Here is a 14036-nt window from a genome sequence, read left to right as displayed (position 1 = left end):
CCTCCTCTAGGCCCATTCGGCGCCATCTCACAGAACCGTCCTACATCCACCCTCCGCTGCTTGCAATAACGTCGTGCTCCCGGCTCCGCCGCCGGACGTCGTTATGCAACACGCCAGGAGGGCACGATGGCAAACAGCAAGGATATCCCCCAAGTCTGGCGATGCTACGGGACCGGCACGGGGGGTTACCGTCGGCTCGAGAACATGAGCGAGCGCGAGCTGGCTGATCGTGAGGCCAGGCAGCGAGCATACGAAGCCATGCTTGCCCGTCAGGAGGTCTACGAGGCCAGACGCAAAGTGGAGCGACCGCCAGCAACATTGCCCATCGCGGGCTGCGTCTTCGCCAAGTCCTGCAACCTGCCGGACGCCCACATCGACTACAACAATCCATCCGGCTATGTACCGCTTGACCCCATAGGAGACTATGGCGAGCACGTTCTGCTGGGTGGTCGTGAAACGGACATCGAGGGGCTGCTGTCACTCAAAAAGATCAGCGGCAGCGCACTCCCGGCTGGGCTAGGGACATTGGCACTGGGTGGCTCAGCGGTTAGTGGCGCCTCCAGCATCGCAGCGAGTGTTGGAACAGCTGGGGCCGGACTGATGCTTGGGGTTGCAGCCCTCGTCTGGCCCTCCAGCCTGGGCGATAGTGCGCTTTACAGCGACCGTCAACTGCGCTCAATGCCACGGGCACGCACCCGAGCCCGCCTGCATATCGAGCAACTTGCTGACGGCACGCTCAAGGGATACGCCTTCTACACCGGGAAAAATCGCGACTGGGAAATGGTTGATGTCGTGCAGTTTGGCCAGCGCGGCACGCAGCAGGTCGCGGACTTGGGCGACGGCGTCGAGCTGATCTGGACGCCTGCTGTCGACCCCGCTGACACCCTCGGCATTCCTGCGTTGGAGGCTGCACCGCAGGCGCCGCAAATCTGGGTGTATCCGCCAACCGAGAAGGCCGACAACATCATCGTTGATCCGATCTATCCGCCGGAATACAGGGATTTTATTCTGGTGTTTCCGGCGGGTTCGGGTATTCGACCTCTGTATATCGTCGTAAGCCTGAGGTATGAGGACGCCCCCTATCACGGAAAAAAAGATAACGCTGTCAAAAGCAGAAAGCCGACTAACGGCCTGGATGCGCTTAATAACTCGGTAGAGCTGAATCCGCCAAACTCACGTAGACGCATAGGGATTGACCCACACACAAAAGAGTTTGTAGTGATCGATCGCACCTCAGAAGGCGTTTACCACGGTCATGTGAGACTGTGGAGTGAGCTAAGACAAGAGATGAAAAATGCTTTAATAAAAGCGAACAAAACAGATCGAAAAGGAAAGATTCTGGGAGCCGAAAAATGAGTTTGCGCTATCACGACCCTTCTTTAAGTCAGGATGAAGCTATAAGCTTTATAGCCACTAATGACCTGACCAAGGTCACAGAAGCTCTAATATCCATCGGCCTTAACGAGACAGATGCTATCTGGGCACAAGAAACCTGTCTCAAGTACGCAAACAATGACAACGAGGACATCGCGTCGGCTGCCATCATCGCGATAGGCCACATTGCACGCCGTTTCGGCGAGTTGGACATGGCGAAAGTTACGCCCGTACTGCAACAGGCAAAAAGGAAATCTCCTTCTCTGAGCGGAGTCGTACAAGACACGCTTGACGACATTCAGATGTTCACCTGATATCCCACATATACCCCAACAAAAAACCCCAACCGGCCACCCGGTTGGGGTTTTTCTTTTCCTGCAACCTTACCCTTAGCGAGTAACGCGGCTGGTTCCGTCCACCGTCATGATGCGGACGCGGTCGCCGATGCGGAAGATTTCGTTCTCTTGAACCGCCTGGACGTAGGCGCGCATGCTGCCATCATCTTCGCGGACGGTGATTTCAACACCCTGGGTGCGGGTCAGGCCTTCCTCGGTGGCCGAGCCCAGCAGGCCGCCGGCGACTGCGCCGATAACGGCGGTCACGATGCTGCCACGGCCGCCGCCGATGGCGCTGCCGCCAACGCCGCCGATGACTGCGCCCGCAGCGCCGCCGATTGGGGTCTTGGTGCCTTCGATTTTCACCGGACGCAGGGATTCGATGGTGCCCATGCGAACAGTCTGTACACGACGAGCTTCGTCACGGGAGTACGAGTCGCCGGTCAGACTCGAGGCGCAGCCACCCAGCAGCAGCGACAGGGTGGTAAAGCAGGCAACTAGTAAAACGGACTTACGCATAGCATCAACTCCAAAGGACAGGTATCCATTAAACCGCTGTGGCTTGCCGCCTGTCACGGCATGCCGGGCAGAAAATTGTTTTCATTCAGCCTTAGTACAGAGAACCTGTACCGAAAAACTCGACGAACGGTAGCGTTCCCACCTCCCTCAGGATCTTGATGGACGCTGTCATCATTGTAGCTAACGGCCGCATAACGCAGCGCAGCGCTACCCATCCAAGGCCTCTGACTAGAGACTTCGGCGTGCAGCGCTACATTCAGGCGAGGTGACGAAAGGTGGGCTCAGGGCGCCAGGCGCTCACGGGTCCAGTCGGCCCCCTGCAAGCGGAAGTTCAAGCGGTCGTGCAAACGACTCGCGCGGCCTTGCCAGAACTCGATGCGCTCCGGCAGCAGGCGGTAACCACCCCAGTGTTCGGGGCAATCAGGCTGGGTATCGCTGAAGCGTTGTTCGGTGGCCTTGAGCAGCGCCTGCAACTCTTCGCGGTCCCTGATTACCCGGCTTTGCGGTGAAGCCCAGGCACCCAGGCGGCTACCCAGGGGACGGACCTGGAAGTAAGCATCCGACTCCTCGGGCGAGACCTTGACCACCCGACCTTCGATGCGCACCTGGCGCTCCAGGGTCGGCCAGAAGAAGGTCATGGCGGCAAACGGTCGCGCCGCGAGTTGTTCGCCCTTGGCGCTCTGATAATTGGTGAAGAAGGTAAAGCCCTGTGTATCCAGGCCTTTGAGCAGCAGGATCCGGCAGTGCGGGCGACCGTCCTGGTCCACCGTAGCCAGGGTCATGGCATTGGCCTCCACCGGTGGCTGTTCGGTTTTCACCGCGTCGGCGAACCACTGGTGGAACAAGGCAAACGGTTCATCCGGGGCCTGGGCCTCGCTCAAACCGTCCCGTGTGTAGTCACGGCGCATATCGGCCAGTGCCTGGGTCATGCGGCTTTATCCTTCTTGCTCAAATAATCAGTTCTTCGCCTGGTCGTTGGTAGCAGCTGGAGCGGCGGCCTTGGCAGGTGCTGGCTTTTTAGCAGCAGGCTTGGCCGGGGCCTTTTTGGCAGCCGGCTTGGCGGCAGCTTTCTTGGCGACGGTTTTTTTCGCCGGAGCGGCAGCTTTTTTGACCGGAGCAGCGGCTGGAGCAGGAACGTCCTGCACAGCGACCATTTCAGCCTTCGGCGGATTGGCCGAGTTGTACTTGCTCAACAAGGCCAGCATGGTGGTGCGCTGGGTGAACATGATTTCCATGCGACGGTTCAGGGCGCGGCCCTGGTTGCTGTCGTTGGCGGCACGCGGCATCAGGTCGCCCATGCCACGCAGCATCAGGCGGTCCTGCTTCAGGCCGCTGAGGCTGAAGATCGAAGCGATGGACTGTGCACGTTCCTTGGTCAGGGCCTGGCTCACCGGCTCGGCACCCGAGGTATCTACATGGCCCAGGACCAGTACGGCGGTCTTCGGATCGCCTTCAACGGCCTTGGCAACACGGGTGAACGGCCCCAGGGTCACGGGCAGCAACATCGCCGGGCGTTTCGGGTTGTAGGAGCCATCAACCGGGGCAATCACCACCAATACGTTGTCACGGCGTTCCAGTTGCAGGTTGCTGTCCTTGATCGCGAGACGCAGGCGTGGCTCGTAGTCGTCCAGCCAGGCCTGGGTGATTTTTGGATCAGGCATCGGGATGTTGGCGACGTCGACCTTGGCCAATGGCTTTGGCTTGCTTTCGAACGGCCACCACCATTTGGTATCGGTATCCGTCTTGGCAACGGCAGGTGCAGCGGCCGGTGCATCAGCCGGGGCGCCGGAGGCAGGCGTTGCCGCCTTGAGGTCGGCCTTCAGGTCTGCCTTGGCGTCGTCGGCTTTCGACGAAAACGGCCACCAGCTCGAGCCGGTATCCGCCTTCGCAACCGGTGCAGGTGCAGCAGCAGCGGGTGCTACCGGCGCTGGCGCCTTGGCGGCGACCGCCGGCTTGGCATCCGGTTTGGTGTCGGCCTGGCTCACTGCGTCCTTGGTAGCAGCCTTATCGGAGCCAAATGACCACCAATGCCCGCCCTCGGCATCATTTTGTGGGGTTTGTGCACAGCCAGTAATAGTGAGGCATAGCGCCAGTGCCAAGGACTTGTTCGATAACATGAGATATCCACAAAATGAGAAAAAACCAGGGGCCTGAATGACCCGTTAAACAGACGCTTTTGGAACATTAAAGTTACAACATTTTGCCTAGCGTCTTTTTGTATGTGCCTTTGTAACAAAAAAACGCAAGACAGCAAGCTATTTACAGACAACCGGCCAATATTCTTACCAACTTTTGCGCCCGCGGGTCCATAAGTACATAAGGGCCCAATGTATTGGTCACGAAACCAAAGGCTACATCATGTTCCGGATCGGCAAACCCCACCGAACCACCGGCCCCGGGATGCCCGAAGGCCCGTGGGCCAAGGCCGAAGGTGGCGTTTGGCACATGCGGTTGATCCAACATGCAACCCAGCCCGAACCGGGTTTGTGTCAATAAGGTTTTATCCGGGCCGATACTGTGTTCGCGGGTCAACTCTTCGAGCATATCGGCTTCCAGCAAACTACCGTCGAGCAGCCCACTATAAAAACCCGCCAGACTTCGCGCATTACCGTGACCATTTGCCGCTGGCTGCTGCATACGCCGCCATTCGGGTTTATTAGTGCTGGTCAGAATAGACGGTGGATTGGTAAATGCACGGGTAGTCATCGCCGTCGGCTCGCGCATCGTTACTTGAAGTAAACGTTGTGCCGCCTCATCGCCAACATTGCCCTTGCCTCGGGCTATATGGGCAACTCGATAAAACTCTTCATCTGCCAACCCCACATGAAAATCCAGGCCCAGTGGCCGTGCAACCCGGGCCACGATGGACTCGCCCGGCCCACGACCGTCGGCGCGGCGCAGCAACTCGCCCACCAGCCAACCATAGGTAATCGCCGCATAACCGTGCCCTTCCCCGAGCTTCCACCATGGCGCTTCGGCGGCGAGGGCGTCGACCATCATCTGCCAGTCGTACAGGGCTTCGGCGGGCAGCGTTTCACGCAGGGCCGGCAACCCGGCCTGGTGACAGAGCAGATGGCGCAGGGTGATGGCTTCCTTGCCCGCGGCAGCAAACTCCGGCCAGTACTTGGCGACCGGCGCATCCAGCTGCAACTTGCCTTCGGCCACCAGTTGCAGCGCCGTGACGGCCGTAAAGGTCTTGGTGCAGGAGAACAGATTGGCAATGGTGTCGCTGTGCCAGGCCTCGGCACCGTCCTTGTCGGCGGTACCGGCCCACAAGTCGACGACGGTTTCGCCGCCAATCTGGATGCACAGCGCGGCACCACGTTCCTGAGGGTCGTCGAACAGCGCGGCGAAGGCTTCACGCACCGCTTCGAATTGAAGCTCGTAATGACCCTGAATCTGCACCTAAGCCCCCTTGGAAAAGTACTACAGAAAGTGGCCGACATTGTTCCAGCCATTGAGCGATTTGTGAACCCGCTCTCGTCGATCAGCCCCCATCAATGACCTTTGCCGGAATGCCCGCCGGAATGCTCTGCACCCGGCGCTGCTGCATTGCCTTCACGCCCGGGCTTGCCGCCCTCACCGGCGTGGACCGCTGCGGCAGCCTTGGCCTTTTCGGCCTCCTTGCCCAGCTGATCGACGGCAGCCAGGTTACTTTTGCGCACACTGTCGACAAACCCCTGGAACGGCACATCGGTGATGCCGACCAGGCCGAAGTGGCCGTTTTCGCCGTCAAGCAAACGGCCGGTAACCGGCTGGTCCAGGTACTGGAACCAATGCACGCCGACGATCGACGGCTCGGCCATGGCCTGCTTCAGGAAGTTGGCGTAGGCAACCCCACGATCCTCTTCCCGGGCCAACTGCGTCACGCCGCCCCAGAACGGGCCGCGGTCCGCCGAGCCGAAGTTGAATTCGGTGATCAGCACCGGCTTGTCCAACGTCCGCAGGGCCGCGAAGTCGTAGCCGTCCTGAGGCTTGAGGGTGTACATGTTGAAGCTCAGCACATCGCAATATTGCGCGCAGGACGCCACCGCTTCCGGCGTGCTGACCGCGTATCGGCCACCCAGCAACAGCTGGTTGGGCGCATGCCATTTCAATGCATCGGAGATGGTCTTGAAGTAGGCGTCGGCAAAGGTCTTCTGGAAGTACTTGAAGTCCGCTTCGATTTCCGGGTGCTCCGGGCTTGGCATTGGCGGCACAAAGCCCGGGTCTTCCATCAGTTCCCAGGCGGGCAGCTCGATGCCCCAGGCCCTGGAAAGCCCCTCCTGGTTGCGGTACTTGTCGCGCAATTGCTTGAGAAACGCGCGCTTGGCCGGCACGTCGGTGGTCATGCGCAGGGTGCCGTAGGCCAGGGCGTAGCGGGATTTCGCATCATCACCGGGACCGGCCCAGGCCAGTTCGTTGTCGGCAAAGAAGCCGATCAGCCACGGGTCGTCGCGATGGTCACGGGCGGCAATTGCCACCGCACGCTCGGTGGCCATGGCGAAGCGCGGGTCGAACGGGTCGGGCATGCCGCCCCACCAATCGGTGCCGGTGCTGATGCTCGCGTAATCACCGACGATCGACAGTGGCAAGGTATAAGGCACGCGGTCGGCGGTCGCCAGCTGCGGCGCACTCCAGTTGCCCACAGTATTGAAACCCCAGGCCCGCAGGCGGTCGAGGGTGTGGCTGACCCAGCGTTTCTGGTCGAAACCTTCCGGAGCACAAGGTGCCGGCGGCACGCACGGCTGGCCATAGGTACGCTGCAGGTTGGCGCCATAGAAGTCGTACCAGCGGCCGACATTAAAGCTGCGCCCCTGATCGGCACCATTGCCGCTGCGGCTGTCACCGCTGCCGTAGTATTTGTCGAAAGGCTCGCCGGCCTTGGGCAGCGCGGCAAACATCCATTCGCGGCCCGCCACGTAGGTCTGGCTGTTGTCCGGGGCGACGGTGTTGACGCCCAGGGAGTAGAACGGATGGCCTTCCGGTGTCACCAGGTACCAGCGCCCGTCGCGCTTCTCGGTGCGGAAGAAGCCGCTGGCGTCAAAGGCCGGGCCCTTGTTCCAGCCGCCGAATTTGTCCAGGGAGGCCTTGTCGCGCTCGGCCAGCCAGCCCTTGAGCTGTTGCTGTTCCTTGACCGCTGCGGCCCTCAACTGCTCGTCGCTGCTGACTTTCTCCGGCCACCGGGCGCGGGTGGACTGCCCATAGGCGTCCACCAGATCGCTGTAGGTAGCCTTGAGTACCGGCGCGATGTCCTGCACGCCAAAGCGTTCGAGCAAGATGCTTTGGGCAACGTTCGGCTTGATCATCGACAGGGTCACCGACACGATCTGGCTGCGGTCGATCTCCCCTTCGCTGCTGGCCAGCAGCACGCGCTGGCCATCGACGGTGATCGGCATCGGCGGGCCGGCCTTCATCCCCTGGCTCAGGGGCGAGTTGGCTTGCAGCGGAATCAACAGCGTTTGCGCGGGACCGGCTGGCAGGTCGATACGGCTGAACAGTGTCCGGCCGTCATTGCTCTGCACCTTGACGTACAGGGTCAGCGCCCAGTCCATCGCACTTTGAATCCGCAGGCTCATGGCACCGGATTGCGACCAGTCCCAGGCGCCGGTCTGCGGGCTGAGCACCAGGCTCGGTTCGGCCGCCGGGTTGAAGGTGATACGGCGCAGCACTTCGCCTTCAGCGGTTTGTTCGGCGTTGTATTGCGGCAGGCTGGCGTCCTGGGTCGCCACCTTGACCACATCGGCGGGCCGTACAAAGTTGAACAAGGTTTGTTGCCCGGCAGGCGCAGCCAGCAATGGCGCGGCAAACAACAGGGCAAAAACAGCGGGCAGCGTGCGAATCATGTGAACAAGGTTCTCCCAAACGGCCGGTGACTGGCCTGATGACGTGAAGCGATGGTGAGATAGACCACAAAGTGGGCGAATTCGCCCACTGGGCCTTAAGAAATTTCCCGCCGAAACGGCGGTAAAGCATTCAGGATAGCTTTCCCATAGCGCTGGGTAACCAGACGCCGGTCAAGCAAGGTGATGGTGCCGCGATCTTCTTCGGTACGCAGCAGGCGGCCGCAGGCCTGGACCAGTTTCAAGGAAGCGTCCGGCACCGAGATCTCCATGAACGGATTACCGCCCCGGGCTTCGATCCATTCGGCCAACGCGGCTTCCACCGGATCATCCGGCACCGAGAACGGGATCTTGGCGATCACCACGTGTTCGCAGTAGGCACCGGGCAAATCCACACCCTCGGCGAAACTCGCGAGGCCGAACAGCACGCTGGAATCGCCGCCATCCACCCGCGCCTTGTGCTTGTTCAGGGTTTCCTGTTTCGACAGGTTGCCCTGGATAAACACCTGCTTGCGCCAGTCACGGTCGAGGCCGTCGAACACGTCCTGCATCTGTTTGCGGGACGAGAACAACACCAGCGTGCCCCGTGAGCCCTCCACCAATGATGGCAGGTCACGAATGATCGCCGCCGTATGGGCCGGCGCATCCCGTGGGTCGGCCTTGAGGTCCGGTACCCGCAGCACACCGGCGTCGGCGTGATGGAACGGGCTGGGCACCACGGCGGTGACGGCCTTCTTCGGCAGCCCGGCGCGCATGCGGAAGCGGTCGAAGGTGCCCAGGGCCGTCAGCGTAGCCGAGGTGACCAAGGCACCGTAGGCCACGTTCCACAGATTGCGTCGGAGCATTTCCGCCGCCAGGATCGGGCTGGCGTTGACCTCGATATCGAACAGCGCACCGCTTTCCGACAGGGTCAGCCAACGGGCCATGGGCGGGTTGTCTTCCGGGTCTTCGACGGTAAAGGCGGTCCACAACTCCCAGTTGCCCTGGGACCGGGACAGCAGGCTGCCAAACAGCGGGTACCATTCTTCAGCCTGATTGCTGGCGATGCCGATATTGACCTCGCCATCCATGCCTTCCTTGAGCAAATCGGTGAGACGGGTGAACAAGTCGGTCAGGCGCGAAAAGCCCTTTTTCAGCTCGACGCCCATTTCGCGCATGTGCTCGGGGATCAGCCCGCCAACGAAACGATGGCGCGGCCGTTCGCGGCCTTCCACATCTTCGCCGGGCTTGAAGTCTGCCACCTGCTCGCAGGCGCTGAACATGAATTGCTGCTGGGTCTTGATCTCCCGCGCCAGCTCCGGCACCTGCTCGATCAACTTGCCCAGGTCGCCCGGCAGCGGGTGCTGTGCGAGCAACTTGGTGAGGTTCTTGGCGGTGGTTTCCAGCCAGTCGGCGGTGGAGCGCAGCCGCGTGTAGTGAGCAAAGTGGCCGATGGCCTTGTCGGGCAGGTGATGGCCTTCGTCGAACACGTAGAGTGTGTCGCGCGGGTCGGGCAACACGGCGCCGCCCCCCAGGGCCAGGTCGGCGAGGACCATGTCATGGTTGGTGACAATAACGTCTACCTTGCCCATGCCTTCCCGGGCCTTGTAGAAGGCGCACTGGCCGAAGTTGGGGCAATGACGGTTGGTGCACTGGCTGTGATCGGTGGTCAGGCGTGCCCAGTCGGCGTCTTCCAGGGCATTGGGCCAGCTGTCGCGGTCGCCGTCCCATTTATTGCCCGCCAGTTTCTCGATCATGCTGGTAAACAGCTTCTGACTGACCTCATCGACTTCGATCTTGAAGCCTTCTTCTTCGAACAGCGAGGCAGTGGCGGTTTGCGCGTGGCCTTCCTGCAACAGCACGTCGAGCTTGGACAGGCACATATAGCGCCCACGGCCCTTGGCCAGGGCGAAGGTGAAATTCAGGCCGCTGTTGCGCATCAGGTCGGGCAGGTCCTTGTAGACAATCTGCTCTTGCAGGGCGACGGTAGCGGTGGCAATCACCAGGCGCTTGCCGGCGGCCTTGGCGGTGGGGATCGCCGCCAGGCTGTAGGCCACGGTTTTACCGGTACCGGTGCCGGCCTCGACGGCCACCACGGCGGGGTCGCCACTGCGCCGACCTTCGTCGTCGGTGTCGATATCCCCGAGGACCTTGGCGACTTCGGCGATCATCAGGCGCTGGCCGTACCGCGGTTTCAAGCTCTTGGCTTCGAGAAAACGCGAGTAGGCGCCCTGGATCGTGGTTTTGAGTTCAGTGCTGATCATGGATAGTCGGGCGCAAAAAACGCTGGATAAATTTTCAGTGGTTCGGATCGGCCGCTATCATACCCCGCTAATTAATCCCGCGCAGAACGGAGTACCCCAATGACCGTCTTTAGCTTCGCTTACACCCTGCATGTACTGGCCGCCCTGATCTGGGTCGGCGGTATGTTTTTCGCCTGGATGATCCTGCGCCCCGCCGCCATGGCCGCGCTGGACGGGCCGGCCCGGCTGAAACTCTGGGTAAATGTGTTTCAACGTTTTTTCGTGTGGGTCTGGGTGGCGGTGCTGGTGTTGCCGATCAGCGGTGTCGGCCTGCTGCAACTGCGCTTCAGCGGGTTTGAGACCGCACCGCGTTATGTACAGGTCATGATGGGGTTGTATGTGGTGATGACGGCGCTGTTTATCCGGATTCAGGCGCTGAAGTTGCCGGAGCTGCGCGTGGCGGTGGCGGCGGAGGATTGGCCGGCCGGGGCTGCGGCCTTGGGGCAGATTCGTAAATTGGTGGGGATCAACTTGATAGTGGGGTTGGTGCTGGTGGCGATTGCTTCGGCACGGCCGATGTTCTAAAGCGCCTAGTAGACCGCTTTCGCGAGCAAGCCCGCACCCACATTTGGAATGCGTTTCAAATGTGGGAGCGGGCTTGCTCGCGAAAGCGTCAGGCCAGTCGCCTCAGAGCCTCTGAATGGTCACAGCACCCGCAGGCCCCGCTGGCCCCGGCTGCCCTTCCAACCCGGCTCGGCCCTTTTCGCCGCCATCCGCGCGGTACACCAGGCACCCCTTGGACTGCCCGCCTTTACCCGGCTTGCCCGCCGTGCCCGCCAAGCCACCGGCTCCGCCGTCCACCCAGACCTTGATTTTCTCGCCCGGGAAGTCCTGCGGCAATTCCACACGAACCTGCGCGCCCGCCGCGCCCGGCAGCCCGTCGCCGCCGTTGTCGCCATTGGCACCGCGCCCGGCCGAACCCCAGGTGCAGCCCGGGTCTTCGCCGTTGGCACCATCCAGCCCGGCATAACCCTGGGCACCCGCGCCACCGCGGGCATCCACCGACAGCTCATCGGCCGTCAGCGAGTTAATCCGCAACACCAGGTCACGCCCCGCCTTGGCCGGGCGCTCATGGGTACCGGGAGCGCCGCGTGAGGTGATCTGGCTGCCCTGCTCCAGCTGCGCCTGACGCACCTGCAGTTGCAACGTGGTGCTACCGGGCACGATGGCGATTCGCGCGTCGCGGCCCAGGTGCAGTTCATCCACGGTCACCTGGGTGATATTGGCGGGAATCAGCAAGGTGCCGTAATCCGCCACGTCCAGTCGCTCCAGTTGCAACACGCCACTGCTGTTGGGCAGGCGCATCAACGAGTTGGTCTCGACGCTGACGCTCTGGGCCAGGGCAATGGGGCTGACCAGCAGGGCCAACAGAAAAACCTTACGCATGATTGGCCTCCTTGTTTACATCATTAGCCGGTGTCGGCGTCGAAAAGCTCTGCAAATGGAACATACCCACCAGCAGGATCTGCAAGCGGTCACGCCAGGGATGGGCACGGGTTTTCACACTGCCGTTGAACAACAGCAGTTCCAGAACATGGGTCAGCAACAACAGGCTGCCGGCCAGGTTGACCAACAGGTGGAACGGGTTGATCAGCGGAGTGATCAGGTTGACCACCACCACGACCCAGAACAGCAACGTCAAGAATTTACCCAGCCCCCAAAACACCTTCATCCCGCACGCTCCCCTTGCACATTATTCTTTGGGCGCACAGTAACGACTTCTACAGGCGTTGTGCCAGTGAAGGATTAAAAAATTGATGAAGGGGCCCCTGGGGATTCCGCAGGGGCCTTGAGGCGGGGTCAGCGGTTGATCTGAATTTCCACGCGGCGGTTCAGCGCGCGGCCATCAGCGGTTTTGTTATCGGCTACGGGGTGGCTTTCGCCGGCGCCGGTCACGGAGACAAAACTGCTGCGCGGGATGCCGGAACTGACTAGGTAGTCGGTCACCGAATGAGCGCGTCGTTCAGAGAGTTTCTGGTTGTAGGCATCTTTACCGACACTGTCGGTATGCCCGCTGACGCGCAGCTGCGCACTCGGGGCCTCTTTTTTCAGGCGGGTGGCAATCACGTCGAGCTTGGTTTTGTCGGCAGCCGTGAGCTTCGCGGAGTCGAACTCGAAGTGCACGTCACGAATCACGATGGTTTCTTCCTTGACCACCACCACTTCCTCTTGAACCACCGCTACCGGCACCGGAGGGCAGCCATTGGCGTCGACCTGCACGCCTTTTGGCGTGCCAGGGCACTTGTCGCGGCTGTCCGGTACGCCATCGCCGTCCTCGTCACCGTCGCCATGCACCCAGCAATAGGCGCCAGCCATGCCGCCAATCAGCAGTGCGCCGTAGCCTGCATAGGACGAGCTTTGGGTCGCACCAATGGCAGCACCGGTCACACCGCCGACGGCGGCACAGGTGGGCCAGTCGGTTTTTTGCAAGCCTGCGCAACCTGTCAATACTCCGGTTAGCAGAACCAAGGGTAGAGCTGTCCGCATGATGCTCATCTGACTTTCTCCTGAGGGGATCGGCGGGGGCCGACGAGTGGAGTAAAGACGGCTCTTTTCATCTGCGCCAGCGTGTCACACCCCAGTATTCATTGGGCCGAGCGGTTTATTCTCGCCGCCCGCTCTAGGCCCGCACGCTCAGGCAGGCTAGTCTCTACGGTCCTGATGTGAGGATCTTCGATGACTGCCGGTATTTCTTCCCGTACACCCCAGCAAGCGCTCGCTGCGCTGCTTGATCTTCACGCGCCCAAACGCCTGTTGTTATTGGGCGCCAGCCAGTTCCCGGCGCTGGATGCCTTTAAGGAAGCACACCCGGATACCGTGGTGTCCTTCGCCGAGCCCGGTCCCTTGCCCACCGACCTCGCGGCCCAGCGTTTTGACCTGGCACTGGCGGTCGGTTGCCTGGAACACCTGTCAAAACCTGCGGGCCTGACCCTGCTGGGGGGCATCCGCAACCTCAATGCCAGTCGCATTGCGGTGCTGGTGGACCTGGAGGCCTGCCACTGGAAAGACACCGATTTCTTCTCCCTGGCCCTGCAAGCCAGCGAGCGTTTCCAGCGCGACGATCAGGTTTTGACGCTGTTTACCTATGATCTGCTTGACTATAAACAGGTGCCGGATTGGCTGAATGCCCGCTTCTGGGCCAACCCGCAAAATTTCGGAAAGTATTGGTGGTAACCCGATGAGTACATCCATTTGCCCCTGCGGCAGTGGCAACCTGCTGGATGCCTGCTGCGGTCATTATCACGCCGGCCACCCGGCCCCCTGCGCCGAAGCCTTGATGCGTTCGCGCTACAGCGCCTATGTGCTGGGCCTGGTGGACTACCTGGTGGCAACCACCCTGCCTGCGCAGCAAGCCGGGCTGGACACCACCGCCATCGGCGCCTGGAGCGCCCAAAGCACTTGGCTGGGCCTTTCAGTGGAAAGCTCCGAGGTGTTCGGCGGCCAGCCGGAACACGCCTTCGTGACCTTTACCGCTCGCTGGCATGACAGCACCGGCGAACACAGCCACCGCGAGCGCTCATCTTTCGTACAGAACAATGAGCACTGGTACTTTATCGACCCGACGGTGGACGTGAAGGCCGGGCGTAATGACGCCTGCGTGTGTGGCAGCGGGCAGAAATTCAAGAAGTGCTGTTCCGGCTACCTCTGACATTCATTGATACCCGACAGGCTCTCGCTTGCTATGCTGACTCTTCACACGGAGT

The 14036-nt window shown here is 61.2% G+C and carries 14 protein-coding genes; 5 read left to right on the top strand and 9 right to left on the bottom strand.

Annotated features, from left to right (window positions below):
• The first annotated feature begins 126 nt into the window (after nt 1-126).
• Nucleotides 127-1356: an S-type pyocin domain-containing protein gene (locus HX839_RS18980; RefSeq protein WP_177037026.1), complete on the top strand. Its 1230-nt coding sequence runs from the start codon at nt 127-129 to the stop codon at nt 1354-1356.
• Complete coding sequence (locus HX839_RS18975) at nt 1353-1688, top strand: hypothetical protein (RefSeq protein ID WP_008432085.1); 336 nt, start codon at nt 1353-1355, stop codon at nt 1686-1688. Before HX839_RS18980 ends, HX839_RS18975 begins: the two co-directional genes overlap by 4 nt.
• A gap of 75 nt (nt 1689-1763) precedes the next feature.
• Here HX839_RS18975 and HX839_RS18970 read toward each other — a convergent pair whose 3' ends face one another.
• The 6 genes from HX839_RS18970 to dinG all read right to left on the bottom strand — a co-directional run bounded on the left by HX839_RS18970 (nt 1764) and on the right by dinG (nt 10293).
• Nucleotides 1764-2228 (bottom strand): glycine zipper 2TM domain-containing protein, encoded by a 465-nt coding sequence (locus HX839_RS18970; protein ID WP_003189251.1) that lies wholly within the window; start codon nt 2226-2228, stop codon nt 1764-1766.
• A gap of 281 nt (nt 2229-2509) precedes the next feature.
• Nucleotides 2510-3157: a pyridoxamine 5'-phosphate oxidase gene (gene pdxH / locus HX839_RS18965; protein ID WP_003211693.1), complete on the bottom strand. Its 648-nt coding sequence runs from the start codon at nt 3155-3157 to the stop codon at nt 2510-2512.
• 27 nt (nt 3158-3184) lie between these two features.
• Complete coding sequence (locus HX839_RS18960) at nt 3185-4345, bottom strand: OmpA family protein (RefSeq protein ID WP_177021286.1); 1161 nt, start codon at nt 4343-4345, stop codon at nt 3185-3187.
• A gap of 142 nt (nt 4346-4487) precedes the next feature.
• Complete coding sequence (locus tag HX839_RS18955; RefSeq protein WP_003211696.1) at nt 4488-5633, bottom strand: EstA family serine hydrolase; 1146 nt, start codon at nt 5631-5633, stop codon at nt 4488-4490.
• Nucleotides 5634-5725: 92 nt separating this feature from the next.
• A complete protein-coding gene (locus tag HX839_RS18950; protein ID WP_008432094.1) occupies nt 5726-8053 on the bottom strand; it encodes a beta-galactosidase in 2328 nt (775 codons plus the stop codon).
• A gap of 95 nt (nt 8054-8148) precedes the next feature.
• The gene (dinG, locus tag HX839_RS18945; RefSeq protein ID WP_008432096.1) at nt 8149-10293 is read right to left on the bottom strand and encodes an ATP-dependent DNA helicase DinG; all 2145 of its coding nucleotides are present in this window, start codon (nt 10291-10293) and stop codon (nt 8149-8151) included.
• Between the two features lie 99 nt (nt 10294-10392).
• Between dinG and HX839_RS18940 the strand changes: the two genes are divergently transcribed.
• Entirely contained in the window at nt 10393-10857 is a 465-nt protein-coding gene (locus HX839_RS18940) for a CopD family protein (protein ID WP_003213709.1), read from the top strand.
• A 102-nt stretch (nt 10858-10959) separates the two neighbouring features.
• On the opposite strand, the gene HX839_RS18935 is transcribed toward HX839_RS18940, so the two are convergent.
• The 3 genes from HX839_RS18935 to HX839_RS18925 form a co-directional block, all read right to left on the bottom strand.
• A complete protein-coding gene (locus HX839_RS18935; RefSeq protein ID WP_003213707.1) occupies nt 10960-11718 on the bottom strand; it encodes a hypothetical protein in 759 nt (252 codons plus the stop codon).
• Nucleotides 11711-12004: a DUF1145 domain-containing protein gene (locus HX839_RS18930; RefSeq protein WP_177067535.1), complete on the bottom strand. Its 294-nt coding sequence runs from the start codon at nt 12002-12004 to the stop codon at nt 11711-11713. Before HX839_RS18930 ends, HX839_RS18935 begins: the two co-directional genes overlap by 8 nt.
• A 128-nt stretch (nt 12005-12132) precedes the next feature.
• Nucleotides 12133-12828 carry an OmpA family protein gene (locus tag HX839_RS18925; RefSeq protein WP_008432103.1) on the bottom strand — a complete coding sequence of 232 codons (696 nt, stop codon included), beginning with the start codon at nt 12826-12828 and terminating at the stop codon, nt 12133-12135.
• A gap of 180 nt (nt 12829-13008) precedes the next feature.
• Between HX839_RS18925 and HX839_RS18920 the strand changes: the two genes are divergently transcribed.
• Nucleotides 13009-13506, top strand: a complete 498-nt coding sequence (locus tag HX839_RS18920) for a DUF6231 family protein (protein WP_008432105.1) — start codon at nt 13009-13011, stop codon at nt 13504-13506.
• 4 nt (nt 13507-13510) lie between these two features.
• Nucleotides 13511-13981, top strand: coding sequence for a YchJ family protein (locus HX839_RS18915; RefSeq protein WP_177009888.1), 471 nt, complete (start codon nt 13511-13513; stop codon nt 13979-13981).
• The last annotated feature ends 55 nt before the right edge of the window (nt 13982-14036 follow it).

The organism is Pseudomonas sp. I8001 (assembly GCF_013385345.1).
In the GTDB taxonomy this organism is placed as follows: Bacteria; Pseudomonadota; Gammaproteobacteria; order Pseudomonadales; family Pseudomonadaceae; genus Aquipseudomonas.
This window is presented reverse-complemented; position numbering and strand designations above follow the sequence as displayed.